Raw genomic sequence first — 22,070 nt, 5'->3', positions numbered from 1 at the left:
TTTGGCATGATCAGAACCCCGGAGTCACGGAACCTGGGAACGCATGGCAGACGGCAGACGTAGCCAATGGGGGGAGGTCGGCCCGGTGATCCTCACGGTCACGCTGAACACCGCTCTCGACATCACCTACCGCGTACCGGCCCTGCGCCCGCACGCCTCCCACCGGGTCACCGAGGTGATCGAACGCCCCGGAGGCAAAGGCGTCAACGTGGCCCGGGTGCTCGCCGCCCTCGGCCACGAGGTGACGGTCACCGGCTTCACGGGCGGCCTCACCGGCCGGCTCCTGCGCGAGGGGCTCACCGCGACACCGGGCCTGACGGACGCGCTGGTCCCGGTGTCCGGCACCACCCGGCGCACCGTCGCCGTGGTCGACGAACGCTCCGGCACCACCACTCAGCTCAACGAGCCCGGCCCCACCGTCTCCCCCGCCGAGTGGAACGCCTTCCAGGAGGTCTACGAGGATCTGCTGACCGTCGTCTCGGCGGTGGCCCTGTGCGGCAGCCTGCCCCCGGGCGTCCCGGTCGGCGCCTACGCCGGGCTGGCCCGCACCGCCCGCGCCGCCGGGGTACCCGTCCTCCTCGACACCAGCGGGGCGGCACTGCGCCGCGGGGTCGCCGGGCGCCCCGACATCGTCAAGCCGAACGCCGAGGAACTGGCCGAACTCACCGGCTCCCACGAGCCGTCGCGCGCCACCCAGGACGCCCGGCGCCGCGGCGCCGGCGCGGTGGTCGCCTCCCTGGGACCGCAGGGGCTGCTCGCGGTGACTCCGGAGGGCCGCTGGCGCGCCACCCCACCGGCCGCCCTGCGCGGCAACCCCACGGGCGCCGGCGACTCACTCGTCGCCGGTCTGTTGTCCGGCCTGGTGGACCACCTGCCGTGGCCGGCCCGCCTCACCCGGGCGGCGGCACTCTCGGCGGCGACCGTACTGGCCCCGGCAGCGGGCGAGTTCGACCCCGAGGCCTACGAGGACCTGCTGCACCGCATAACGGTCACGGGCGAAGCCGACGCGGCCTAGGAGCCGACCTCCCGGAGCCCTACTTCTTGACCTGGCCCTCCTTCAGCCACAGCTGGTCCAGCAGGACGTTGCACTTGTCGCCGTCGTTGCAGGAGACCGAGATCGTGTTGGTGCCCTTGTTGAGGGTGGGCCAGGCGAAGGTCTTGGTCCAGCCCTTGGAGAAGTCGCCGTCCTCGGCGCGGGCCCAGTTGTCCATGTTCAGCTTGTTGCCGAACTCCTTGCCGTTGACGGTGAGCGTCATCGACTGGGGCTCGTCGGTGGTGCTGTAGCGGACGAAGACGGTGTAGGCGCCGTCCTTGGGAATGCCGTCGACCATCCAGGTGACCGTGGAACCCGGCTGGTTGAGGTTCGTCACATAGATGCCACCGTCGGACTGCGCGCCCTCGATGTCCGAGGCCAGGGCCGCGCCGCCGTCCAGGCGGAGTGCCTTCGCGTCGATCGTCGGCAGCTCGGCCGCTTCCTTCTCGTCGTCACCGCCGCTCGCCGAGGGGCTCGGTTCGGTGGTGGTCTGGGACTGGGTCGGGGACGAGTCGGCCTGGTTGCCGCCCTTGTCGTCCTCGCCGTCGCCACTGATCATGGCCACGCTGATGCCGATGACCACCGCGGCGACCACCGCGACGGCGCCGATGAGCAGGCCCTTGGTGTTCGGGCCGCGGCCCCGGCCGCCCCCGCCGCCGTGCCCGCCGCGGGGCTGCTGGACGCCGGCGCCGCCCGGCAGCGTCTCCGGTGCCGCGTAGTGCGCGGCCGGCTGGCCGTACGTTCCCTGCTGCTGCGGCGCCTGCGCGGTGGGGCCCTGCTGGCCGTACTGGCGTGTGCCGACCGCCCGCACCCGGTTGACCGAGTTCGGGTAGCCGTAACCCCCGGACGGCGGCTGGGCTCCGTTGGCCTGCCCGTCGGCGTAGAGGTAGCCGAACGGGTCGTCGTCCTCGGGCGTGCTCGCGCCGTTGTTGCCGGGCGTCATCCCTTGGTACTCCTAGCTGCGGATCGGATGCGGTACGAGTGCTGAGGAAGGCGAGCCTACCCGCTTCGAGTGACCCGAACGGGTGTCTCCGGCCGCCTCAACCGGCTGACCTGCGGTTCATCCCGCCCGCCGATGCTGTTTGGGACGAGATCGTTTCTCGACGTACATCCGCTCGTCAGCGGATTTCAACACTTCGTCCGCGGTCATGCCGCAGTGTGCCCATCCGATGCCGAAGCTGGCCCCCACCCGCACGGCCCGACCCTCGGCCCGGATGGGCTGGACGATCTCGTTGCGCAGCCGTACGGCGAGGTCCTGGGCGTCGGCCCGGCCGAGCCCGTTGGCGAGGATCACGAACTCGTCACCACCGAGCCGGGCGACGGTGTCGCCGTCCCGGACACCGTCGCTGAGTCGGCGGGCCACCTCGATGAGTACCGCGTCACCCGCGTTGTGCCCGAACCGGTCGTTGATCGACTTGAAGCCGTCGAGGTCGCAGAAGAGCACGGCGAGGCCCTTGCTGCCGTCGTCGCGGTCCTCGTCGGGGGCGATGGCGTGCACATGGTGGTCGTAACCCTCGAAGACGCCGGCCTCGGGCGGGAAGTCGAAGTCGTGGCCCCGGTCGAAGGCGGGCGGCCCGTGGGCGGCGTCATGGGAGTCGAAGGACTCGAAGGCGGCCATGGAGTCGGCGGCGGGCAGCGCGCCCTGCGGGCGCTGCTGACACAGGCGGGCGGAGAGCCGGGCGCGCAGCTCGGCGGAGTTCGGCAGGCCGGTGAGGGAGTCGTGGGAGGCGCGGTGGGCGAGGTGCAGCTCGCGGCGCTTGCGCTCCTCGATGTCCTCGACGTGGGTGAGCAGGAAGCGCGGCCCGTCGGCCGCGTCGGCGACGACGGAGTTGCGCAGGGACACCCAGAGGTAGGTGCCGTCCCGGCGGGCCAGCCGCAGCTCGGCGCGGCCTCCCTCGGCGGAGGTCCGCAGCAGCGTGCCGATGTCCTCCGGGTGCACGAGGTCGGAGAAGGAGTAGCGGCGCATCGCGGAGGCGGGGCGGCCGAGCAGCCGGCACAGCGCGTCGTTGGTGCGCAGGATGCGGCCGTGCTGGTCGCCGCCCATCTCCGCGACGGCCATGCCGGAAGGGGCGTACTCGAAGGCCTGCCGGAAACTTTCCTCACTGGCGCGCAGGGCCTGCTGCTCGCGCTCCAGGCGGACCAGGGCGCGCTGCATGTTGGAGCGCAGCCGGGCGTTGCTGATCGCGATGGCGGCCTGGAAGGCGTACATCTGGAGCGCTTCGCGGCCCCAGGCGCCGGGCAGCCGGCCGTTGCGCGGGCGGTCCACGGAGAGCACACCGATCAGCTCGCCACAGGCTCCGCTGCCCTGCGGGCCGGGCGCGTACATCGGGGCGAAGAGCCGGTCGGAGGGGTGCCACTCGTCCTCGAAGCGGGGGGCGGGGCCGTCGGTGTACCACTGCGGGACGTCGTCGTCGTCGAGGACCCAGCCCTCGGTGTGCGGTATGAAGATCAGGTCGCCCCAGGACTCGCCCATGGAGAGGCGGCGCTCCCAGGACTCGCGTGAGCCGACCCGGCCGGTGATGAGGGCTTCGGCGGCGGCGTTTCCCGAGAAGGCGGCCACGACCAGATCGCCGTCGGGGCGCACGAGGTTGACGCAGGCCAGCTCGTACCCCAGGGCGTCGACGACGCCGTCGGCGACGGTCTGCAGGGTGTCGGCCAGACTGCGGGCCGTGTTCATGTTGGCCATGCCCTGGTGCAGTTGCCGCAGGGAGGCAAGACGGACGTAGGGCTCCGAGTCGGTCTCCATGCTCACCCTCCCCCGGGACCTCGCAGCGAATCAAGCGATCTCATCGGCGTATCGTCCTGGCAGTATCCCCGCCACTGAATCACAGCGCGCTGCCCACCCGGTACACAGGGTCAACAATTACCGCTCCCTGTGGCTCAAGTCACAACCAAACGTGAATAATTGAGGGACCTTTTTAGGGTTTCCCATGGTTTGGCCCGCGTGTGACCCGCGCTCCGGTCCGCCGCTGGTCCTAGGTCCCCGTTCGGGCCGAGGTCCGATGTGGTGCGTACGGAGCGGAGATTAGCGTTTCCGGTGTGCCGAACACTCCTGTACCCCCGTCCACGAGCAGCGCTCCGCCCGCCACCCTGCATGCTGAGGGGGTGAGCAACGACGAGTTCCGCGCCGCCATGTCGCGTCTGGCCGCCGGTGTGGTCCTGGTGACCGCGCAGGAACCGCCGCTGGACCCGGACGACCCGCGGGCACCGGCCGGCGAGGACGTGGGCATGACGGCGACGGCGTTCCTGTCGGTGTCCCTGGACCCGCCCCTGGTGCTGGTCAGCCTGCGCGAGGGCTCCCGCATGGACGACCTGCTCGACGAGCAGCCGCTGTGGTCGGTCTCGGTCCTGTCCGAGAGCCAACGGCACATCGCGGGCCGCTTCGCGATGAAGGGCCGGATCAGCGACCGCCTCCTCTTCAAGGACATCCCGTACGTGCGGGGCGAGTACAGCGGGGCCCCAGTGGTGGGCGGCGCCCTCGCAACCCTGGAGTGCCGCACCGAGCAGCGGGTGCCGGCCGGGGACCACACCCTGGTGATCGGCCGCGTCCTGACGGCGGACGTACCCAGCGCGGCCGACGGGCCGCTGACCTACTTCCGGGGCCGCTACCGACACCTGGCCTGAGCGCCGCCGTCCCGATCAGCCCCAGTCCCGCGCGGAGCGGCCCCGCTTCGTTTCCGAGCGCTGCTTCTTCTCCCTCAGCCGGCGTTCGTTGATGCCGCGCGGGATGCGGGTCGGCTTGCGGGGCCTGGGCGGGGGCGCGGTGGCCTCGGCGAGGAGCGCGGCGAGGCGTACGGCGGCGGTCTCGCGGTTACGCCACTGGGAACGGTGCTCGGAGGCCCGGACGGTGACGACACCCCCGGACAGCCGCCCCGCCAGCCGCTCCAGCGCCCGCTGCTTCCACACCTCGGGCAGCGCGTCGGTGGCGGCGAGGTCGAAGCGGAGCTCCACCTGCGAGTCGCTGGTGTTCACATGCTGCCCGCCCGGCCCCGACGACCTGGAGAAACGCCACATCAGCTCGGCCTCGGGCAGGGAGACGGAGCCACGGATGACATAGGGACCGGACATGCCGTACATGTTCCCTCCTCTGACCGGTCCACGTCACCCGGTTATCCGGGTCGTCCCGGTAAAGAAAGTAAAGCGACCTGGAACCTCGCGTGCTCCTCTCGCGTTCAAGGGTGTAGCTGTAACTTCGTAGCCCTACGTACACGAGGGAAGGGACTCCCAACAATGGCTGTAAGCCTGTCCAAGGGTGGCAACGTCTCGCTCACCAAGGAGGCTCCGGGCCTGACCGCCGTCACCGTGGGCCTCGGCTGGGACGTCCGCACCACCACCGGCACGGACTTCGACCTCGACGCCTCCGCGATCGCGGTCAACCCGCAGGGCAAGGTCTACTCCGACGGTCACTTCGTCTTCTTCAACAACAAGCAGACCCCGGACAACACCATCGTCCACACCGGCGACAACCGCACCGGTGAGGGCGCCGGCGACGACGAGGCCATCAACGTCAACCTCGCCGCCCTGCCCGCCGACATCGACAAGATCGTCTTCCCGGTCTCGATCTACGACGCCGAGAACCGCTCGCAGAACTTCGGACAGGTGCGCAACGCCTACATCCGCATCGTCAACCAGGCCGGCGGCACCGAGATCGCCCGCTACGACCTGTCGGAGGACGCGGCCACCGAGACCGCCATGGTCTTCGGCGAGCTCTACCGCAACGGCGCCGAGTGGAAGTTCCGCGCCGTCGGCCAGGGCTACGCGTCGGGCCTGACGGGCATCGCCCAGGATTTCGGCGTGAACGTCTGACGGACGCCCCGCAGCCCTCTCGGAGCCCCCGGCCGCCCAGCACCTCGCGCACCGCTCCGCGCACCGCGCAGCACACCGGCCGGGGGCTCCGACACGCCCTGAGCGGGGGGGCGCCGACGCACGGTCCGCCCCCACCCGGGGGCCGTCGGGTGGAGCACCGCGTCCGTCGTGACACCATCATCTCCGTGCTCGACATCGGCTACGCCCTCTCCAACCGCTTCCCCGACCCCCCGCAGATCGACTACCGCCGCGCGGACGTTTACGCCCTGCGCCACGACCTCTTCTGCGGCGACGTCTACCTCGCCGACACCGAGGCGGACCGGGAACTGTCCACCACCTGGGGGTGGGTGCCGGTGCTCGACTTCGCCTGGGCGCTGTGCGACATCGTGGAACGGATCGACCAGGATCCGGCGGGCTCCCGCGCCTCCCGCCCCCAGCGGGCGGAGCTCGACTTCACCGAATCCACCGACCGGCTGCTCTTCGAGCGCCGCTTCGGATGGGTGGACATCGAGGCCGAGTGGCTGCCCGCGTCGGAACCGCCCCTGACGTTCTCCTACACCGAACTCCGCCGCGAGGCCCGCGACTTCCTGCACGACCTGCTCGCCGACCTGATCGACCTGCACGAGGACCTCGGCGAGAACCCGGCCGTCTGGACCCTCCAGGCCAGCTACTCCCGCCTGATGTGACTTGCTCATCGGGCTGAAGCCTGAGGATTCTGGCCTTCCTGCGCGTTGCCGTGCCGCTACGCAGCACGGTTTCCGTAGCCCACCGCACCCCCTCAGCCCTCCCGCCGGCTCGCCCCCTGCCTGCTCAGCCCTCCACCCGGATCCCCAGCTCCCCCGCCAGCAGCGGCGCCAGATCCAGCAGCTGCCCCGTACTGATCACCGCTCCCGCCAGCCGGTCCACACCCCGGGCGATCTCCAGCGAAGCGGCACCGCGCAGATCGACGTCCGTCAGGGTGGCTCCGCTGAGATCCGCGCCCTTCAGCACGCAGTCCACGAACTCCACCCGTTCCAGCCTCGCCCCGCCGAAGTCCGGCTCGACCAGGACACAGCCCTCGAAGACGACGTCCCTGAGCCGCGCGGACCGCAGATTCAGGAAGTCGATCTTCCCGCCCCGGACCAGGACCCGCTCCAGCCCCGCCCCATGCAGCTGTGTCCCCCCGAGACGCGCGTCCGTCAGCTCGACATCGCGCAGGGTCGCCCCGGCGAGGTCCGTGCCCACACCCCGTACCTCGGCGAGGACGGAGTCCAGCAGCCTGGCCCGGGACAGCCGGGTCTCGTCCAGCGCGCACCCCGTCACCGCGCAGTCCATGAACCGCGCCCCCGCGCCGTCCTCCCCCGAGAGGTCCACCTCCCGGAACTCCAGCCCGTCGTAGTCCCCGTCCGGCTCGAGCCCGCCCCCCTCGTACCGCTCCAGCACCGGCAGCCGCAGCTCCGGCCGCCGCGCGCCCTTCACCCCCGCACCACCCACCGCTCCCGCACCGACCCTCGCTCCCGCACCACCCGCCGCTCTCCTCGCCATCCGCCCATCCTGCACCCCACCACTGACAATCCCCCTGACCTGCGAAAACCCCGGACCTGTCACATCCTGGGGCCCCGGGCCGTCGTAGCCACGAACAACCCGATCCACCAGGCGCGACCCCGACCAAGGGAGACCCCAGCCATGCACCGCATCACCGTCATCGGCGGCGGCTTCGCCGGACTGACCGCCGCCATCACCGCCGCCGAGGCAGGTGCCGAAGTCACCCTCCACGAGGCCCACCACACCCTCGGCGGCCGGGCCCGCACCGCCGACGGCCCCTACCGGACCAACGAAGGACCCCACGCCCTCTACAGCGGCGGCCCGCACTGGTCCTGGCTCCGGCAACGCCGCCTCATCGGCCCCCTCGCCCCCCTCCCACCCCTGGAAGCCACCCGCCTCCGCCTCCGCCACCGGGGCGCACTGCGCCGCACACCGCCCCTCGCCATGCTGAAGCTGCTGCGCCGCGGCGGCGCCCACGCACCCGTCGACACCGACTTCCACACCTGGGCGACCGGCATCGCGGGCGAGGAAGGCGCACGGGCCGCCGCCCACTACTCCGCCGTCGCCCTCTTCCACCACGACCCCGGCTCTCTGTCCGCCGCCTACGTACAGGAACGGCTGCGCCGCGCCACCAAACTGCCCCCGGAGGCCCACTACCCGCGCGGCGGCTGGGGCAGCCTCATCGACCGGATGGCCAACCGCGCCTGGAACCTGGGCGTCCGCATGGAGACCCTGTCCCGCGTCGACACCCTCCCCACCGACACCCCGGTCGTCGTCGCCACCTCCCTGGACGCCGCCCGGCGGCTCCTCGGCGACCCCACCCTGACCTGGCCGAGCGGCCGCACCGTCCTCATCGACCTCGCCCTGCGCACCCGGCGCGGCGACGCGTTCGTCGTGTCCGACCTGGACGCGACCGGCTGGCTGGAACGGTTCACCGCCCAGGACCGCACCCTCGCCCCCGCCGGCGAGCAGCTCATCCAGGGCCAGATACCCATCGCCCCGCACGAGTCCAAGTCCGACGGGACCGCCCGCGCCGAAGAACTCCTGGACCTCGCCTTCGGCGGCTGGCGGGAGCGCGTCACCTGGCGGCGGGAGGCGGTCGCGGCCGGACGCACCGGCGCCGTCGACCTGCCCGGCACCAGCTGGCGCGACCGGCCCGCCGTCGACCGCGGTGACGGCGTCTACCTCGCCGGCGACCAGGTCGCCGCCCCCGGTGTGCTCTCCGAGGTCTCCTTCAACAGCGCCCTCACCGCCGTCTCCCTCGCCCTGGGGCGCCACGAGCTTGACCTCAAGCAGGCTTGAGGTCGAACAGTGGAGGCGCTACCGATGCCGCTCCGCACCCTTGGGGATCCTCATGCACGCCGTCCGCCTGCACGCCTTCGGCCCGGCCGAGAACCTCGTCCACGAACAGGTCGAGGACCCGCAGCCCGGCCCCGGCCAGGTCCGTATAGCCGTCCGGGCCGCCGGAGTCCACCTCCTGGACACCGCCCTGCGCCAAGGCCACCAGGGGCCCGCGCCCGCCCCGACGGCCCTGCCCACCATCCCCGGCCGCGAAGTCGCCGGAGTGGTCAACGCCCTGGGCGACGGCACCTCCGACGACTGGCTCGGCCGGCCCGTCGTCGCCCACCTCGGCTTCGCCCCCGGAGGCTACGCGGAACTCGCCGTCACCGACGCCGACCGCCTCCACGAGATCCCCGAGCGCCTCGACTTCGCCCAGGCCGTCGCCATGATCGGCACCGGCCGCACGGTCATGGGCATCGTGCAGTTCGCCGAGCCCGGCCCCGGCGACGTGGTCCTCGTCCCCGCCGCGGCCGGCGGCATCGGCACCCTCCTCGTCCAGTACGCCAAGAACGCCGGCGCCACCGTCATCGGCCTCGCCGGCGGCCCCGGGAAGACCGCCCGGGTGGCGGCGAACGGCGCCGACCTCGCCCTCGACTACACCGACCCGGCCTGGCCCGCCCACCTCGCCGACCACCAGGGCAAGATCACCCTCGTCTACGACGGCGTCGGCGGCGACACCGCCCGCACGGCGGTCGCCCTCCTCGCCCCCGGCGGCCGCCACGTCGTCTTCGGCTGGTCCGCCCAGGGCCTCGACAGCACCGACCCCCACCTCGTCGACGGCGTCTCCCTCAACGTCCTCGGCCCCGAGATGATGCGCCGGGCCGGCGGCGCCAACCCCGTACGCACCCTCGAACTGCGCGCCCTCACCGAAGCCGCCGAAGGCAGACTCACCCCCGCCGTCCACCGCTTCCCCCTCGCCGAGGCCGCCACCGCCCACCGCGCCCTCGAAACCCGGGGCACCACGGGAAAGGTCGTACTGGAGCCATAGTCACCGACCACCGCCCGCACCCCACTACCGTGCGCAAGGTGGTCGACATCCCCGAGGAACTCGCCGCGTCCCAGGCGAAGTACCACAAGGAGGCGGGCAGAGCCTTCATCGCCGGGCTGCCGGAACTGACCGCCGACGTCCTGAGCCGCTGGGGCCTGCGCGTCATCGGCGCTCCCCTGCACGGGGTGACCGCCCTCGTCCTCCTCGTCACCCGCGCGGACGGCACTCCGGCCGTCCTCAAACTGCAGCTCCGCGACGAGGAGAGCGAAGGCGAGCCCCTCGCCCTGCGCACCTGGAACGGCGACGGAGCCGTCCGCCTCCTCGACCACGACGAGACCACCCACACCCTGCTCCTGGAACGCCTCGCCCCCACCCGGACGCTCTCCCGCCTGCCCGACGCCCACGAGGCCGTCCTGGTCGTCGCCCGCCTCCTGGCGCACCTCACCAGCGCCCCCGCCCCGGCGGGCCTGCGCCGCCTCGGCGACCTCGCGCACGCCCTGCTGGAGCGGACACCCGGGGCCCTGAACCGCATCCCGGACCCGGCCGTCCGCCGCACCGTCGCCGACTGCGCCGCGGCCCTGCGAGAGGTGGCGGACGAACCGGGCGACCGCCTCCTGCACGGGGACCTGCACTACGGCAACGTCCTGGCCGCCGACCGCGCCCCCTGGCTCGCCATCGACCCCAAGCCCCTGGCGGGCGACCCCGGCTTCGACCTCCGGCCCGCCCTGGCCAACCGCTTCGACGCCGACGACGTCCGCTGGCGCTTCGACGCGATGACCGACGTCCTCGGCCTGGACCGCGAGCGGGCACGCGCGTGGACGTACGGACGGCTGCTGCAGAACTGCCTCTGGGACCTCGAGGACGGCCGCCGCCTGGAGGACCGCCAACTGGAGATCGCCCGCCGCCTGGACACCCGGACACCATGAAAAATCCCGGGCCGGAGAGATCCGGCCCGGGAACCGGAGCCCCCTGTCGGATGCGAACCGACGACCTACGCGTCACAAGTTGTCCGATCTTGGTCCTGGGACGTCCGGGGGCGTCCGCGAATGGTGCTCCGTGCCTGTTCAGAAGGGTTGGCGAACCTCATCGGACGACGGTGGGTGGTTGCGGAACCAGTGGCCATTGAGACCAGGACCGCGACCACAGCCGCCCGAGTCGGCGGATTTACAGCGGGCTACGTGCACCTGCTGCGGCCTGCGAGTTTCCTTGATCCTGGCGCTACGGGGGGACACCTGGGGAAAACGGCAGCCAGTGCTCGCGCGGCGGCCTCTCTCGCTTGCCTGACCAGACATCTATCGCTCGTCCCCGGGCCGGTATCCCGCCGGTGCGCGGATCCGGTCGCTCGCCGGTAACTCAGCGTGGGTGCTCGGCCGGACCTCCACGATGGCGTCGGCGTCCTCCGGGTCGCCCTCCTCGTCGCGCCAGAGGTAGACCCGCACGTGCTTCGCCCGGTGCAGGCCGCGCACCTGCCACTCGGTCATCAGGTCGACGACGACGAGGGAGAGGGCGTACTGGGGGCCCTCGCTCGAATCGTCGGCGGTGATCGTGCCCCGCCACCGTTCCGGGTCGCTGCCGTAGGGGCGCCATCCCTCCGAGCCGTGCGGCTCGAACACCCGGTACACCCAGTCCGTCTCGGTGCCCATAGCACCGATCCTGTCACTGCAAGGAGCACCATGCGCCGCATCGGATCCACCCCCGCCTACAACAACTGCCCCGACGTCTTTGAGCTGCTCACTTCGCCGTTTCTCGCCCGTACTGGGTCGCCGACCAGTGGTGGCATCACCGGACGAAGTGTCGATGAGAGCGCCGGGACCAGCGCATACCGAACAGGACCAGGTCTGCCCCGAAGACCACGATGCCGATGATCAGGAGGTAGAACAGCCCCTCCGCCACCGCGCCGATGATTCCCAGGACGATGGCCACGAGGATCAGGAACAGGAAAAGCGCCATGGTGAGCACACCCTCAAGCCTCTGCTGCGGGCGATGATCCCCGCTGTGACCAGCGATTTGGTCGGGCTTCGGTGCTCTTGCGACGGAGGCTGGTCAGCGGCGTGCGAGGCGGCGCCCGCTCCCAGTACCGCGCTCGTAAGGCCTCTCGTAGTGTTTGAAGACCTCTTCTTCCCGCTCGACCGGCAAGACGTCATCCATGCCCATGGACGGCGCCTTCCTCACCAGCCCTCTCCCGTGCGCCACCTTCACGTACCCGGGGCCCAGCGTTGCCTCGTCGAGGGGCACGAAGACCAGTCGGTGCCGAGTCGGCAGTCCGGTACGGACGGTGGCCATGGTCGGCGCGTCGGTGGTGGTGTCCACGTAGACCGCTTCCAGGGCTCCGATCTTGCGTCCCTTGGGATCGATCACGTCCCGGTTGCGCCACTCGCGGATATCGGCTGAATGGATCATGCCTTGCTCCTTGCGGTCCGCGCCTCCCGCAGGCACTGCATCCGATAGGAGGAGTGGCTACGCGAGGTTTACCACCTCTCCATCGTACTCTGACCGCTGGTGCATGCTGTCGAAAACGCCTGGTCGCAGACCGTCGCCTCCCCGCCAACCCACCACTCACCCCAGCTCCCATCCCGTCCGCCGTCGACCCACACACCGTGGAGCGGGCGTGGTCCATGGCGTCCAGGTGCAGCGCGCCACTGTACGAACGACCTGGACCCCAGGGGCCGCGTCTGCTCGGCTCTGCCTGGGTCGACGGCGGACGGGATGGAAGCCCCTCACACACGCCACGATGGACCCGCAGTCGGCAACGGCGCCCCCTCCATCCCGGTGCCGGCCGATCCCCCGCCGGAGGCATGTTCTTGACCGTGGCCTCGATGGTCGGGTGCTCGCCGCATGGCTTCCGGAGTTCGACCAATCCGTGAGGCCGCGGCAGGCTGCCGCGGCCTCACGGTCGCTCCCGGTCGTTGGCCATTGCTGCTGGCCACCCTCGGATAGTCCAGAGCACAACCAGCCCACTTCCAGCGGGCTCCCCTCAACCCCGATCACCTGCGGCTTCTCCATTGCTAGGCACCCCTGGGAGAAGAGGCCCCGAGAACACCGCTTGAGGAGTTCGATCCGAGCCCGCTTCGACTGCGGTCGTCGGCTGGTGCGACAGCCGGACAGAGACGTTGGTGCACGTTCCCGTCCGGCGTCGTTGATGTCAGCCGTGGATGTCAGAAGCCTCGGTCATTGATACGGAGCGCGCGCAACTTAGATGACTGCAGGCTTCGGTTGGCGCTAGCGTGCGGTAGTGATCAGCTGTGTGGGAGTACGTCTGGGTGCGGAGGCCGCACGTCGTCTGGCAGAGACAGGCCTCTATGAGTTTGAGCCGGGGCTGACGGACGCTGAGTTCGAGCGCATCGAGCGCGAGTACGGCTTCGAGTTCGCGGGCGATCACCGGGCGTTCCTTGCGGCCGGCCTCCCGGTCAACGTCCCTCCCGAGGAGGGGCAGACCTGGTCCAGGCCCTGGCCGGAGTGGCGCGGCGGTGATCTGGACAGCTTGCGTCGACAGCTCGACTGGCCGGTCGAGGGCGTTCTGCTCGCCGTTGAGCACAACGGGTTCTGGTACGAGGGCTGGGGGGAGCGTCCAGTCGACGGGACCGCAGCACTGGATACGGCGCGGCGTCATCTGGCGGAGGCGCCGGTGCTGGTGCCCGTGTATGCCCACCGCTACCTGCCCGCCGGCCGGGGAAGCTTCGGGCATCCGGTGCTCTCGATGTGGCAGACCGACATCATCTATTACGGGCTGGACCTGGTCGACTATGTGCATCAGGAGTTCGATGAGGCGCGGGGTGAGGTCGACGAGAGCTGGAACCCGCGAGCGACGGTCCCCTTCTGGCGGGACCTTCTCTGATCTTCCTCAACACTGCTTCACTGATCGGCACCTGCGCCGGTACCCGAAGCACCGTCTCTGAGCAGGGGGAGAGCCGTCGTCGACTGTCGTCATCTGTCGTCGTCGGCCGCCCTCGGACGGCCCAGAGACGGCCCGAGCGGGGGTGTCGCGGTGCGCCCCTCGATGCGAACTACGGGCGGGACGGTCGCTGAGGTCTGCTGGGCTGCAGGTGCATGGGCGCCTCGCGCTGCCACCGGCGGTACTTGCGCGGATGCTGCTGTTCCTGGGCGCGGACCAGGCCGTTGCGGGACAGCACCCGGTGGACCGTGGCCCGTGACGGTGCCGGCTCCAGCCCGCGGCGCGCGAGTTCGTGCGAGATCCGGCGGGCACCCCACCGGGGATGCCGGCGGCGCAGTTCGCAGATCTCGGCTTCCACCTCGGCGGACAGGCGCATGGGACTGTTCCGCGGGCGCCGCGAGCGGTCCAGCAGGCCGGGCATGCCCTCCCGCTCGAACCGACGCCGCCGGCTGTGCGACGTCTGACGCGAGGTGCCATACCGCGCCGCGACCTCACCGATCGGAGACCCGCCGAGCACTTCGCGGACAGCCCGGTAGCGGTACTCGACCAACTGCTGTACGTCCACGACCACCGACGGAAGCACCCCTGCCTCACCGCCGGGCGGGAGATGGCGAACGTCCAGCCGAACGTGTCAACCATGTCCCGAGCACAAACGGTCAAGCATCTCCTGAGACCTCACACCGAGACGTTCATCACCCAGCTCATCACCCTGGCCGCCGTCATCTTCGGCGGCTGGATCGCCGTGCAGGTCCTCGGTCCGAGCAGCCCCCGCGGCGGGACCACGGTGAACATCCGCAAGGCGACCTTCAAGCGCAACCACTTCCACGGCTAGGGCATGCCGCTGCCCTGTCGATTAGCGCCCGGGCGCTGGCTCACCATCATCACGATGATGCCGGTCAGCAGAAGCGCGATGCCGGACGGGGCCCCCCACTCCCGGATGCCGGGGCCGGTGATCACCAGCCCGAAGAGCACCTGGCAGCACAGGCCGAAGGCCATCACCAACTGACCCCAGCCATAGAGGCGAACACGGCGAACCGAACGCCGGTTCCAGGGGAGCACCCAGCCACGGGTAACCGCCGCTAGGCCCGAAGCAGCGATGAGCAACGCCATCACCACAGAAGGTATGGCGAGATAGAGCCGCATGGTTCCCCCTCCTTGCGCGCCGGACCCGCGCCGGACGCCGCCGTGATCATGACACCCACTGCACTCTGCGTCCACGCGCTTCCGTAGCCCACGACCCTCCTGATGGGCCGGACTGTCAAGCCCCGGGTTTGGTGGACGGTGGGTTAGCTGGTTTTCAAGGTGAGTTCTGGTGCGGGTGATGCGGTGTGGAGGGCCTCGTACTCGGCGGGCGGGAGGCGCCCGAGCTCGCCGTGGAGGCGTCGCCGGTTGAACCAGTCGATGTACTCCGCCACGGCGACCTCGACGTCGTCGATGCCGGTCCACGGCCCCTTGTCGCGGATCAGCTCGGCCTCGAACAGGCTGTTGAACGCCTCGGCCAGGGCGTTGTCGTACGAGTCGCCACGCGAGCCGACCGAGGCCACAGCAGCCTCATCGGCGAGGCGTCCGGTGGAGCGCGGGGCACGGTATTGCACGCCGCGGTCGGAGTGATGGATCAGCCCGGCCAGGTCCGCACCGCCGCGCCGGCGGCGCCAGACGGCCATCTCCAGGGCCTCCCGGGCGAGATCGGTGTAGAGGCTGGTGGCGACCTGCCAGCCGACCACCATGCGGGAGAACACGTCGCTGACGAACGCGGCGTACACCCAGCCGGAGAAGGTACTGATGTAGGTGAGGTCGGCCACCCACAGCTGGTTCGGCCCGCTCGCGGTGAACTCGCGTTTGACCAGGTCGGCGGGGCGGCCGGTCTCGGGAGCGGGCCTGGTGGTGCGCGGTCCCCTGGCCCTGCTCACGCCGCGCAGGCCGGCCTCGCGCATGAGCCGCTCCACGGTGCAGCGGGCCACGTTCCGGCCGGCCCTGCGCAGCGCGGCATGGATCTTCCGGGCGCCGTAGACGCCGTAGTGGGCGGCGTGGAGCACGCGTCTCTCCTCGGTGAGCCGCGCATCGTGCAGGCTGCGGGCACTGGGCGGCCTGCCGGTGGCCGCGTAGTAGGTGCTCGGCGCGATCTCGGCGTCGGTGCCCTTCAGGGCCTCGCAGCTCGGCTGGCCGCCGAACTCCTGTTTGTGCCGGTCGATGTAGGCGACCTTCAGCGCAGTGGGCGGGCCAGCTCCGCGGCGAAGAAAGCCGAGGCGGACGTCAGGAGGGCGTTGGCCCGGCGTAGCTCCTTGTTCTCGCGTTCCAGCTCGGCGATCCGGGCGGCGTCGGCGCTGGTGGTGCCCTCGCGCAGGCCCTCGTCGGTCTCGGCCCGCTTGGCCCAGGTCCGCAGGGCCTCGGGGTGGACATCGAGCTGTTCGGCGATGCGGCGGATCGCTCCCGTCCGGCCGGCGGGGTCCTTGCGGGCCTCGCCCGCCATCCGCGTCGCGCGCTCACGCAGTTCGTCGGGGTACTTCTTGGGCGCAGCCATGGTCGGCATCCTTCCGGGTCTTCGATGTCTCCATCAAACCCGGGGCGATTCACCTGTGGACGGCTACCGGACACCGCCTGCGCACCTGACCGCCCGACCCGAACGCCCGCCCACGCCCCGAAAGATCTTGGAGACCCCGCCACCGGAACGGCCATCCGGCACCCATCCCTGCCCGAAACCCGGAAAGCCCTCCCGGAACCGGCCCAAAAGCCTGATCAGGATTCACACGGTGGATCCAGGCTCAGGGGCTGGAGTTTCGTCCTTGAATCCGTGCTCTGTTGGGTGCGTCGATCGCTGCGCGAGCCAGTCCGGAGACGGAAGCATCGACGGGTCACTCCTCCCGGGAGTGCGAACTTTCTACCGTCGATGCTTCCTCGCATCTGCGATGACAGCGACCCCGCTACTGGAAAACCCCCTGCCCCCACTCCTCACCAGCAGCCGAGCAAACTGCGAAGGACGAGATACGGCAGGAGAGCCAAATTTGACACCGGGTGTTCCGGTCAGAGTCGTCTTCGTCTCTCCCCGAGTCCCAAGGGCGAGTGTGTCGTCGGTGTCTGTTGGGAAGAGGGCGTGCATGAACGTCGTGGAGTGGTCGACGCGTGTGGCAGAGACTGAGCTCAAGAGTGTGCTTCCGCGCCGCTGGGCGCATACACAAGGGGTAGCCCGCCGTGCCGCCGAGATCAGAAAAACCGTGGGCAGGGACGCTGACCTGCTCGTTGCTTCTGCCACCTTGCATGACGTGGGCTACGCACCGCGGTTGGTGGTCACCGGCTTCCATCCGCTTGACGGAGCAAGATTCCTCCGGGACTAACACAGTGCCGATGAACGCCTGGTGCGGTTGGTGGCGAACCACTCGTTCGCGTTGATGGAGGCGGAGGAACGCGGGCTGCAGCATGAGCTGGCAACAGAGTTCCCATTGCTGGAAGATCCGCTGGTGGTGGACGCTCTCGTGTATTGCGACATGACGACGACGCCCGACGGCGGCCGGACCACCGCGCAGGAGCGGGTCGCGGAGATCGTCGGCCGCTATGGCGCGGACAGCGTGGTCGGGCGGTTCATCCGGCGGGCGGCACCGGAGATCTTCTCCTCGGTCGAGAGGATCGAGGCCGCGCTGGCGGCTCAGCCGAGGTAGGGGTAGGTGCCGGCGAGGTAGTCCCCAATCTGCTGGCGCATGCTCAGGTGGATGTCGTACTGGTCCAAGTCGGTCGGCTGGACGAAGCGGACTCCGTCGGCCTCGTCGTTGACCGTGGGCGCTCCGCCGACGGGGCGGCCGATGTAGGTGTTCTCGTACTGCTGGCGGATCTCGCCGTCGGTGTAGGCGACGATGTGGTTGGGGTTGGTGTAGACGCCGAGGAAGCCGGTGATCTCCGCGATGATGCCGGTCTCCTCCAGGCACTCGCGTACGGCGCACTCGGCCGCGGTTTCGCCGATGTCCTGGGCTCCGCCGGGGAGTGCCCACTGGCCGGTGTCGCGGCGGCGCTGGAGGAGGATGGCGCCGGCCTCGTCAACGACGAGCAGGTTGCTGGCCGGGATGAGGGTGTTCGCCTTCGGGGCGGCCGGGTCGTTGTAGTACTCAGTCCTGCCCATGGGCGGCGGTCCTCTCCTGGTCGGGTGTCCATGGCCGCGCGGCGGCCCAGACGGCGTCGAAGCTCTGAGCGTAGTTGTCGAACCACCCTGTGCCGTCTGCCCTCTTGAGGTGGAGCAGGGGGTTGGCGCTGGCCGGTTGTCCCCAGATGTGGGGGTTGACGAGCAGGTTGTCGTCGTAGCGGAACATGGACGTGTAGAGCGTGGTGTCGTGGAGCCGTACGGTGCACCCGGCCTCCCCCAGCAGCGGGCGGTAGTACGTCAGCGAGGCGCGGATCTTGGCGGCGAGGGTGTCGCCGATTCCCTCCTCACGGCCCCGGATGGAGACTGCCTGCCCGTCCGGGTCGCCGAAGCACAGGCGCACCCGCACTCCCTCGGCGGCACGTTCGGAGAGCATCTTGGCGACGTGGGGGTTGGACTGGGCGAAGAAGGTGCCAGAGAAGACGAGGACGCTGACCTCCTGCTGGGCCTCTCGCAACAGCGAGAGCCAGACGTCCCGGGGCACGCTGGCTCGGTTCTGGTAGGTGTCGACCAGCTCGGTGCCTAACCCGTCCCGCGGCCGGCCGGAGCCCTTGGATGAGGCGGGCCAGAGGAAGGTCTCTTCCACGCGCAGGTGTCGCGCAACGCGGAAGCGGTGCCGAGCATGGGGAACCCGCCCGCCCAGCCACCGGCTCACCGTTTTGGGGTCCACCTCGCAGATCTCGGCAAGAGACTCGGGCGAGACGCCACGTTGGCCGAGCACAGCACGCAGTCGGTCGTTCACAGCAGCCATCGAAGCGGTGCAGCGCGTGATCGCGCAAGGACGTTTTGGGACGTAGCCGCTGAAGCGCAACCCCGCCGACTGCCTACTCTGGCGCCATGGAGCTCATCGTCCTGTGGGACATCGACCACACCCTCATCGAGAACGCGGGGGTGAGCAAGGAGATCTACGCCGCTGCCTTCTCGGCCCTCTCGGGACGGGAGCCTATGGAGCCGGCGCGTACCGAGGGGCGTACGGATCGACTGATCATGCGCGACATGTTCGTCCGTGACGGGCTGCCCGTCCCTGACTGGCACTCCGTCGAATCCGCGCTCGCCCAAGCGGGAGAAGCACGGCTGGATGATCTGCGCAGGCGCGGCACGGCCTTGCCCGGCGTCCCTGAGGCGCTGAAGGCCGCCTCCGCCCAGAGCGGTTGGGTCTCCTCCGTCCTGACCGGCAACATCGCCGCCAACGCCCGTGTGAAGCTGGCTGCGTTCGGCCTCGACTCGCTACTGGACCTACCTGTGGGTGCCTACGGAGCTGACGCCGAGCTCCGCCCTGAGCTGGTCGCTGTCGCCCGCGAGCGCGTGCAGCGGCTTCGCGGCGTTCCGGCTGGCGTCCCCACCGTCCTGGTGGGGGACACCCCTCGTGACGTGGAAGCGGCCCTGACCACGGGCTCCGGGATCGTCGCCGTCGCTTCCGGCATCCACAGGCCGGAGGAACTGACCGCCGCCGGCGCCGCTGAAGTCCTGCCCGACCTGTCGGACACGAAGCACGTTCTAGGCATCCTGGAGTCTTTCGCAGGTCACTGAAAACGTCCCAGGACGTCCTCGGACCGTCCCTGAACGCGGTGACGAGGTCCCCGGGCAGAAAGCCACTATCAGGGCTCCCAACAGCCAGTCAGCTGAAGGAGCCGATGTGATCGGGGAAGTCACCGGGATCAGGAAGATCCGAATGCTGTACCTGCAGCTGCTCTACCGCTGCAACTTCACGTGCCTGCACTGCTTCCACGGCAAGCGGCTTCAGTACGCCGACGCCTTCACCGCCGAGGAAGCCGTCAGTCTTCTCACCCTGATGCGGGACGAGTACGGCACGCAGGCCGTGACCCTGCTCGGCGGAGAGCCGTTCGTCCACCGGGACCTCGCACAGGTGGTTCGCCATGCCAAGGAGGAGCTGGGCCAGCGCGTCGAGATCTGCACCAACGGCTACCGGATCGAGCGGCGCCTGACCGAGATCGCTCCGCACCTGGACCTGCTCAGGGTCTCGCTGGAGGGCGTCGGATCGACCAACGACGGCATCCGCAGGCAGGGCAGTTACCGCAGCGCCCTCAACTCGCTCAGTCTCGCCCGGGACCTCGGCGTTCCGACGGGCGCGACCATGACCGTCACCTCGCGGAACATCGACGAGGTCCTCCCCCTCGCCGGCGTCCTGGCGCAGCTCGGGGTCCGGCAACTCAAGCTCCACCATCTGCGTCCGGTCGGCAACGCCGCCGACCATCCCGAGTTGCTGGTCACCGACCCGGCTGCCTGCGGCCGGCTCCGCGAAGAGCTCGCGACGGCCGAGCTGCCCCTTGAGATGATCGTCGACGAGGACCTCTCCGAGCACGGCGCCCCGGAGGTCTGCGCACCGTCCGGCGGACCTCGCGAGATCGACCGGATCGAGGCCGACCCACGCGGTGCGCTGACCATGTCCTGCAAGGCCGTGGGCAAGGACTCCCACGCGTTCTGGTACGAGAAGGCCGCGGGCCGCATCGTCCACAGGCCCTCCGCCACGGACGAGCTCACGCGCCCGGTGCCGGACGTGGTGTACGCCCGTGCCTGACCACCCGCGATTCGAGAGCTTGGAAGGCTTACGGGGCACTGGCAAGTCGACCATCGCACCGATGCTCGCCGCTGCCCGCGAAGCCGTCCTCGTCCCCACCGTGCCTGCCCTGTACCAGCCCCTCAGACACGCGGTGGACAAGCGGACCAACGTCGAGGCACGGATGTGCCTCTACCTCTCCGCACTGTTCACCGCGGCCGAGGAGATCCAGCACCACCTCGAAGACGGCGTCCCGGTCGTCGTCGAGAGCTACTTCGCCCGGTGTCTCGCCAGCCACCGGGCCCTGGGCGCCCGGCTCGGCGTCACCCTGCCGAGCTGGCTGCCGACACCCGTCACCTACCACCTCGTCTGCGCTGACGACGAACGGCAGCGCCGCCTCGCCTCGCGGAACAAGCCGACATCGCGATGGGACGCACTGATCGAGACCGCCACGGACCGGGTGACGGACGCCTACGCCTCGTTCCCGATGCATCGCATCGACACCACGGAGCTCAGCCCCGAAGAGGTCCTCCGCGTGATCACCGCCACCGATACGCAAGGAGCGCACTCCCATGCAGACACAGAGCCTGTGGGAGCACACCCTGACCTTCTTCCCCCAGTTCCTCGCCACGCTGCGGGAACACGTCGCCCCTGACGCCACCGTCGCGGTCGTCGGTGCCAGCGACGGCAAGTTCGTCCTGCCCCTCGCCGCCACCGGCTACCACGTCGTCGCCATCGAGCGCGACGCGCTCGCCCTGCACGGAGGGGATGTCCGCCTCCCGGGTGACAGCCATGCACACGCGCTGGGCCTGATCGATCGACTGAAGCTCGAAGAACTCCAGGACCGCGTACAGGTCGTTGAGGACGACTTCCTCGACGGTGAGCCTCTGGGCCTGCAGTGTGAGGCGGTCTGGACGAGCTGCTCGTGGCACTACAGTGCCAACCACCACCGCCCGCTCGCCGAGTTCGTCGACCGCATGCAACGCCTGGTCCGCCCGGGCGGTGTGTTCGGCGCGGAGTTCATGATGCCCGTCGAAAGACGTCACCACATGACCGAGCACTACACCTCCCCCGAGCGCCTGCTCCCTCACTTCCTCGGCGACTGGGAGGTCCTGCTCACTCTGCGCACGAGCGAGTTCACCGAGCGACCCCATGTCGGCCAGCTGCACGACCACATCCACCGCATGGGCCTGCTCATGGCAGCCCGAACGTCCACTCTCACCGACCACTTCTGAGAGAAGAACCCATGAAGCACGAGTACGAGGCGAAGTTCCTGGCCGTCGACGCCGCCGGCCTCCAGGTCAAGCTGACCGCCCTCGGCGCCGTCCAGGCGCTCCCCCGCACCCTCCTCACCCGCAAGATCTTCGAGAACGACTCCCTCGACGGCGGGGCCTGGGTCCGCCTTCGGGACGAGGGCACCCGCTCGACGCTCACGCTCAAGCAGGTCACCGACGCCACGACGATCGACGGCACCAAGGAGATCGAGACCGAGGTCACCGACCTGCACGCCATGGCTGACATCCTCCGTCGAGTCGGCCTCACCGAGGTCCGCTACCAGGAGAACTACCGCGAGGAGTGGCGCCTGGGCGAGGTCGCCTTCGACTTCGACACCTGGCCCGACCTGCCCACTTTCCTGGAGATCGAAGGGCCCGACGAGGCATTGGTCCGGCAAGCCGCAGCACTTCTAGACCTCGACTACTCCGAAGCCCGGTTCGGCAGCGTCGACGAGATCTACAAGAGCGAGACCGGCCGCGACATCCTCGCCGAACCCACCCTTCTGTTCTCCGACGCCGAGAAGCAGGAGGACGCGTCCCCGACGGCCCAAGGCCGTTGATCACGGAG

At 70.1% G+C, this 22,070-nt stretch carries 27 protein-coding genes and 1 pseudogene; 15 read left to right on the top strand and 13 right to left on the bottom strand.

Features of this window, described 5'->3' with window-relative positions:
- Nucleotides 1-85: 85 nt before the first annotated feature.
- The gene (locus WJ438_RS22430; RefSeq protein ID WP_406726817.1) at nt 86-1,015 is read left to right on the top strand and encodes a 1-phosphofructokinase family hexose kinase; all 930 of its coding nucleotides are present in this window, start codon (nt 86-88) and stop codon (nt 1,013-1,015) included.
- A 19-nt stretch (nt 1,016-1,034) separates the two neighbouring features.
- Here the strand turns inward: WJ438_RS22430 and WJ438_RS22425 are convergent, their stop codons facing one another.
- Nucleotides 1,035-1,976, bottom strand: coding sequence for a carbohydrate-binding protein (locus tag WJ438_RS22425; protein WP_406726816.1), 942 nt, complete (start codon nt 1,974-1,976; stop codon nt 1,035-1,037).
- A 117-nt stretch (nt 1,977-2,093) separates the two neighbouring features.
- Nucleotides 2,094-3,779, bottom strand: a complete 1,686-nt coding sequence (gene cdgB, locus WJ438_RS22420) for a diguanylate cyclase CdgB (RefSeq protein ID WP_406726815.1) — start codon at nt 3,777-3,779, stop codon at nt 2,094-2,096.
- Nucleotides 3,780-4,072: 293 nt separating this feature from the next.
- On the opposite strand from cdgB, the gene WJ438_RS22415 reads away from it, so the two are divergent.
- On the top strand, nt 4,073-4,657 hold the full coding sequence (locus WJ438_RS22415; protein ID WP_406726814.1) for a flavin reductase family protein: 585 nt from the start codon (nt 4,073-4,075) through the stop codon (nt 4,655-4,657).
- A 15-nt stretch (nt 4,658-4,672) separates the two neighbouring features.
- Here WJ438_RS22415 and arfB read toward each other — a convergent pair whose 3' ends face one another.
- Nucleotides 4,673-5,110 (bottom strand): alternative ribosome rescue aminoacyl-tRNA hydrolase ArfB, encoded by a 438-nt coding sequence (arfB, locus tag WJ438_RS22410; RefSeq protein WP_384208899.1) that lies wholly within the window; start codon nt 5,108-5,110, stop codon nt 4,673-4,675.
- A 153-nt stretch (nt 5,111-5,263) separates the two neighbouring features.
- Between arfB and WJ438_RS22405 the strand changes: the two genes are divergently transcribed.
- Together WJ438_RS22405 and WJ438_RS22400 are read left to right on the top strand one after the other, a co-directional pair.
- Nucleotides 5,264-5,839, top strand: coding sequence for a TerD family protein (locus WJ438_RS22405; RefSeq protein WP_406726813.1), 576 nt, complete (start codon nt 5,264-5,266; stop codon nt 5,837-5,839).
- A 185-nt stretch (nt 5,840-6,024) separates the two neighbouring features.
- Nucleotides 6,025-6,525, top strand: coding sequence for a hypothetical protein (locus WJ438_RS22400; RefSeq protein ID WP_406726812.1), 501 nt, complete (start codon nt 6,025-6,027; stop codon nt 6,523-6,525).
- A gap of 124 nt (nt 6,526-6,649) precedes the next feature.
- On the opposite strand, the gene WJ438_RS22395 is transcribed toward WJ438_RS22400, so the two are convergent.
- Nucleotides 6,650-7,363 carry a pentapeptide repeat-containing protein gene (locus WJ438_RS22395; protein ID WP_406726811.1) on the bottom strand — a complete coding sequence of 238 codons (714 nt, stop codon included), beginning with the start codon at nt 7,361-7,363 and terminating at the stop codon, nt 6,650-6,652.
- A gap of 141 nt (nt 7,364-7,504) precedes the next feature.
- On the opposite strand from WJ438_RS22395, the gene WJ438_RS22390 reads away from it, so the two are divergent.
- Genes WJ438_RS22390 through WJ438_RS22380 form a run of 3 tightly spaced genes read left to right on the top strand, consistent with a single transcriptional unit; the run spans nt 7,505 to nt 10,618 of the window.
- Nucleotides 7,505-8,665, top strand: a complete 1,161-nt coding sequence (locus WJ438_RS22390) for an FAD-dependent oxidoreductase (protein WP_406726810.1) — start codon at nt 7,505-7,507, stop codon at nt 8,663-8,665.
- A 52-nt stretch (nt 8,666-8,717) separates the two neighbouring features.
- Complete coding sequence (locus WJ438_RS22385; protein WP_406726809.1) at nt 8,718-9,692, top strand: zinc-binding dehydrogenase; 975 nt, start codon at nt 8,718-8,720, stop codon at nt 9,690-9,692.
- A 29-nt stretch (nt 9,693-9,721) separates the two neighbouring features.
- Nucleotides 9,722-10,618, top strand: a complete 897-nt coding sequence (locus WJ438_RS22380) for an aminoglycoside phosphotransferase family protein (RefSeq protein ID WP_406726808.1) — start codon at nt 9,722-9,724, stop codon at nt 10,616-10,618.
- Between the two features lie 366 nt (nt 10,619-10,984).
- On the opposite strand, the gene WJ438_RS22375 is transcribed toward WJ438_RS22380, so the two are convergent.
- From WJ438_RS22375 to WJ438_RS22365, 3 genes are all read right to left on the bottom strand, one after another.
- Nucleotides 10,985-11,335 (bottom strand): hypothetical protein, encoded by a 351-nt coding sequence (locus WJ438_RS22375; RefSeq protein WP_406726807.1) that lies wholly within the window; start codon nt 11,333-11,335, stop codon nt 10,985-10,987.
- Between the two features lie 136 nt (nt 11,336-11,471).
- Nucleotides 11,472-11,642, bottom strand: coding sequence for a hypothetical protein (locus tag WJ438_RS22370; RefSeq protein WP_406726806.1), 171 nt, complete (start codon nt 11,640-11,642; stop codon nt 11,472-11,474).
- Nucleotides 11,643-11,735: 93 nt separating this feature from the next.
- Nucleotides 11,736-12,092, bottom strand: a complete 357-nt coding sequence (locus WJ438_RS22365; protein ID WP_277328617.1) for a PRC-barrel domain-containing protein — start codon at nt 12,090-12,092, stop codon at nt 11,736-11,738.
- Nucleotides 12,093-12,924: 832 nt separating this feature from the next.
- Here WJ438_RS22365 and WJ438_RS22360 point away from each other — a divergent pair.
- Nucleotides 12,925-13,527: a hypothetical protein gene (locus WJ438_RS22360; protein ID WP_406726805.1), complete on the top strand. Its 603-nt coding sequence runs from the start codon at nt 12,925-12,927 to the stop codon at nt 13,525-13,527.
- 169 nt (nt 13,528-13,696) lie between these two features.
- Here WJ438_RS22360 and WJ438_RS22355 read toward each other — a convergent pair whose 3' ends face one another.
- The gene (locus tag WJ438_RS22355; protein WP_406726804.1) at nt 13,697-14,155 is read right to left on the bottom strand and encodes a helix-turn-helix domain-containing protein; all 459 of its coding nucleotides are present in this window, start codon (nt 14,153-14,155) and stop codon (nt 13,697-13,699) included.
- Nucleotides 14,156-14,221: 66 nt separating this feature from the next.
- Between WJ438_RS22355 and WJ438_RS22350 the strand changes: the two genes are divergently transcribed.
- Nucleotides 14,222-14,416, top strand: coding sequence for a hypothetical protein (locus tag WJ438_RS22350; protein WP_406729980.1), 195 nt, complete (start codon nt 14,222-14,224; stop codon nt 14,414-14,416).
- Here the strand turns inward: WJ438_RS22350 and WJ438_RS22345 are convergent.
- The 3 genes from WJ438_RS22345 to WJ438_RS22335 all read right to left on the bottom strand — a co-directional run bounded on the left by WJ438_RS22345 (nt 14,413) and on the right by WJ438_RS22335 (nt 16,105).
- Nucleotides 14,413-14,727 (bottom strand): hypothetical protein, encoded by a 315-nt coding sequence (locus tag WJ438_RS22345; protein WP_406726803.1) that lies wholly within the window; start codon nt 14,725-14,727, stop codon nt 14,413-14,415. The genes WJ438_RS22350 and WJ438_RS22345 overlap by 4 nt on opposite strands.
- Nucleotides 14,728-14,870: 143 nt before the next feature.
- Complete coding sequence (locus tag WJ438_RS22340; protein ID WP_406729773.1) at nt 14,871-15,776, bottom strand: IS3 family transposase; 906 nt, start codon at nt 15,774-15,776, stop codon at nt 14,871-14,873.
- Nucleotides 15,777-15,787: 11 nt separating this feature from the next.
- The gene (locus tag WJ438_RS22335; RefSeq protein ID WP_406724450.1) at nt 15,788-16,105 is read right to left on the bottom strand and encodes a transposase; all 318 of its coding nucleotides are present in this window, start codon (nt 16,103-16,105) and stop codon (nt 15,788-15,790) included.
- Nucleotides 16,106-16,679: 574 nt separating this feature from the next.
- Here WJ438_RS22335 and WJ438_RS22330 point away from each other — a divergent pair.
- A pseudogene (locus WJ438_RS22330) lies at nt 16,680-17,237 on the top strand (HD domain-containing protein).
- Here the strand turns inward: WJ438_RS22330 and WJ438_RS22325 are convergent.
- Nucleotides 17,225-17,692 (bottom strand): NUDIX hydrolase, encoded by a 468-nt coding sequence (locus WJ438_RS22325; RefSeq protein WP_406726802.1) that lies wholly within the window; start codon nt 17,690-17,692, stop codon nt 17,225-17,227. The pseudogene WJ438_RS22330 and the gene WJ438_RS22325 overlap by 13 nt on opposite strands.
- Nucleotides 17,679-18,452 carry a helix-turn-helix domain-containing protein gene (locus WJ438_RS22320; RefSeq protein WP_406726801.1) on the bottom strand — a complete coding sequence of 258 codons (774 nt, stop codon included), beginning with the start codon at nt 18,450-18,452 and terminating at the stop codon, nt 17,679-17,681. The genes WJ438_RS22325 and WJ438_RS22320 overlap by 14 nt, the downstream gene beginning before the upstream one ends.
- 95 nt (nt 18,453-18,547) lie before the next feature.
- On the opposite strand from WJ438_RS22320, the gene WJ438_RS22315 reads away from it, so the two are divergent.
- The 5 genes from WJ438_RS22315 to WJ438_RS22295 all read left to right on the top strand — a co-directional run bounded on the left by WJ438_RS22315 (nt 18,548) and on the right by WJ438_RS22295 (nt 22,062).
- On the top strand, nt 18,548-19,240 hold the full coding sequence (locus WJ438_RS22315) for an HAD family hydrolase (protein ID WP_406726800.1): 693 nt from the start codon (nt 18,548-18,550) through the stop codon (nt 19,238-19,240).
- Nucleotides 19,241-19,346: 106 nt separating this feature from the next.
- Nucleotides 19,347-20,249 carry a radical SAM protein gene (locus tag WJ438_RS22310; RefSeq protein ID WP_406726799.1) on the top strand — a complete coding sequence of 301 codons (903 nt, stop codon included), beginning with the start codon at nt 19,347-19,349 and terminating at the stop codon, nt 20,247-20,249.
- Between the two features lie 61 nt (nt 20,250-20,310).
- Nucleotides 20,311-20,883, top strand: coding sequence for a hypothetical protein (locus tag WJ438_RS22305; RefSeq protein WP_406726798.1), 573 nt, complete (start codon nt 20,311-20,313; stop codon nt 20,881-20,883).
- Entirely contained in the window at nt 20,801-21,463 is a 663-nt protein-coding gene (locus WJ438_RS22300) for a class I SAM-dependent methyltransferase (protein ID WP_406726797.1), read from the top strand. Before WJ438_RS22305 ends, WJ438_RS22300 begins: the two co-directional genes overlap by 83 nt.
- Before the next feature lie 11 nt (nt 21,464-21,474).
- Nucleotides 21,475-22,062, top strand: coding sequence for a class IV adenylate cyclase (locus WJ438_RS22295; RefSeq protein WP_406726796.1), 588 nt, complete (start codon nt 21,475-21,477; stop codon nt 22,060-22,062).
- Nucleotides 22,063-22,070: the final 8 nt, after the last annotated feature.

The organism is Streptomyces sp. GD-15H (assembly GCF_045291515.1).
GTDB lineage: Bacteria > Actinomycetota > Actinomycetes > Streptomycetales > Streptomycetaceae > Streptomyces.
The sequence above is the reverse complement of the archived record's forward strand: the minus strand, read 5'-3'. Positions and strand labels throughout refer to the sequence as shown.

What these genes read in the sequence shown, in the direction of transcription:
- WJ438_RS22390 (WP_406726810.1), top strand. Translation starts at nt 7,505, where the DNA reads ATGCACCGCATCACCGTCATCGGCGGCGGCTTCGCCGGACTGACCGCC.
- WJ438_RS22315 (WP_406726800.1), top strand. Translation starts at nt 18,548, where the DNA reads ATGGAGCTCATCGTCCTGTGGGACATCGACCACACCCTCATCGAGAAC.
- WJ438_RS22305 (WP_406726798.1), top strand. Translation starts at nt 20,311, where the DNA reads ATGCTCGCCGCTGCCCGCGAAGCCGTCCTCGTCCCCACCGTGCCTGCC.
- arfB (WP_384208899.1), bottom strand. Translation starts at nt 5,110, where the DNA reads ATGTACGGCATGTCCGGTCCCTATGTCATCCGTGGCTCCGTCTCCCTG.
- WJ438_RS22385 (WP_406726809.1), top strand. Translation starts at nt 8,718, where the DNA reads ATGCACGCCGTCCGCCTGCACGCCTTCGGCCCGGCCGAGAACCTCGTC.
- WJ438_RS22365 (WP_277328617.1), bottom strand. Translation starts at nt 12,092, where the DNA reads ATGATCCATTCAGCCGATATCCGCGAGTGGCGCAACCGGGACGTGATC.
- WJ438_RS22295 (WP_406726796.1), top strand. Translation starts at nt 21,475, where the DNA reads ATGAAGCACGAGTACGAGGCGAAGTTCCTGGCCGTCGACGCCGCCGGC.
- WJ438_RS22325 (WP_406726802.1), bottom strand. Translation starts at nt 17,692, where the DNA reads ATGGGCAGGACTGAGTACTACAACGACCCGGCCGCCCCGAAGGCGAAC.
- WJ438_RS22345 (WP_406726803.1), bottom strand. Translation starts at nt 14,727, where the DNA reads ATGCGGCTCTATCTCGCCATACCTTCTGTGGTGATGGCGTTGCTCATC.
- WJ438_RS22425 (WP_406726816.1), bottom strand. Translation starts at nt 1,976, where the DNA reads ATGACGCCCGGCAACAACGGCGCGAGCACGCCCGAGGACGACGACCCG.
- WJ438_RS22375 (WP_406726807.1), bottom strand. Translation starts at nt 11,335, where the DNA reads ATGGGCACCGAGACGGACTGGGTGTACCGGGTGTTCGAGCCGCACGGC.
- cdgB (WP_406726815.1), bottom strand. Translation starts at nt 3,779, where the DNA reads ATGGAGACCGACTCGGAGCCCTACGTCCGTCTTGCCTCCCTGCGGCAA.
- WJ438_RS22300 (WP_406726797.1), top strand. Translation starts at nt 20,801, where the DNA reads ATGCAGACACAGAGCCTGTGGGAGCACACCCTGACCTTCTTCCCCCAG.
- WJ438_RS22370 (WP_406726806.1), bottom strand. Translation starts at nt 11,642, where the DNA reads ATGGCGCTTTTCCTGTTCCTGATCCTCGTGGCCATCGTCCTGGGAATC.
- WJ438_RS22395 (WP_406726811.1), bottom strand. Translation starts at nt 7,363, where the DNA reads ATGGCGAGGAGAGCGGCGGGTGGTGCGGGAGCGAGGGTCGGTGCGGGA.
- WJ438_RS22405 (WP_406726813.1), top strand. Translation starts at nt 5,264, where the DNA reads ATGGCTGTAAGCCTGTCCAAGGGTGGCAACGTCTCGCTCACCAAGGAG.
- WJ438_RS22350 (WP_406729980.1), top strand. Translation starts at nt 14,222, where the DNA reads ATGTCCCGAGCACAAACGGTCAAGCATCTCCTGAGACCTCACACCGAG.
- WJ438_RS22335 (WP_406724450.1), bottom strand. Translation starts at nt 16,105, where the DNA reads ATGGCTGCGCCCAAGAAGTACCCCGACGAACTGCGTGAGCGCGCGACG.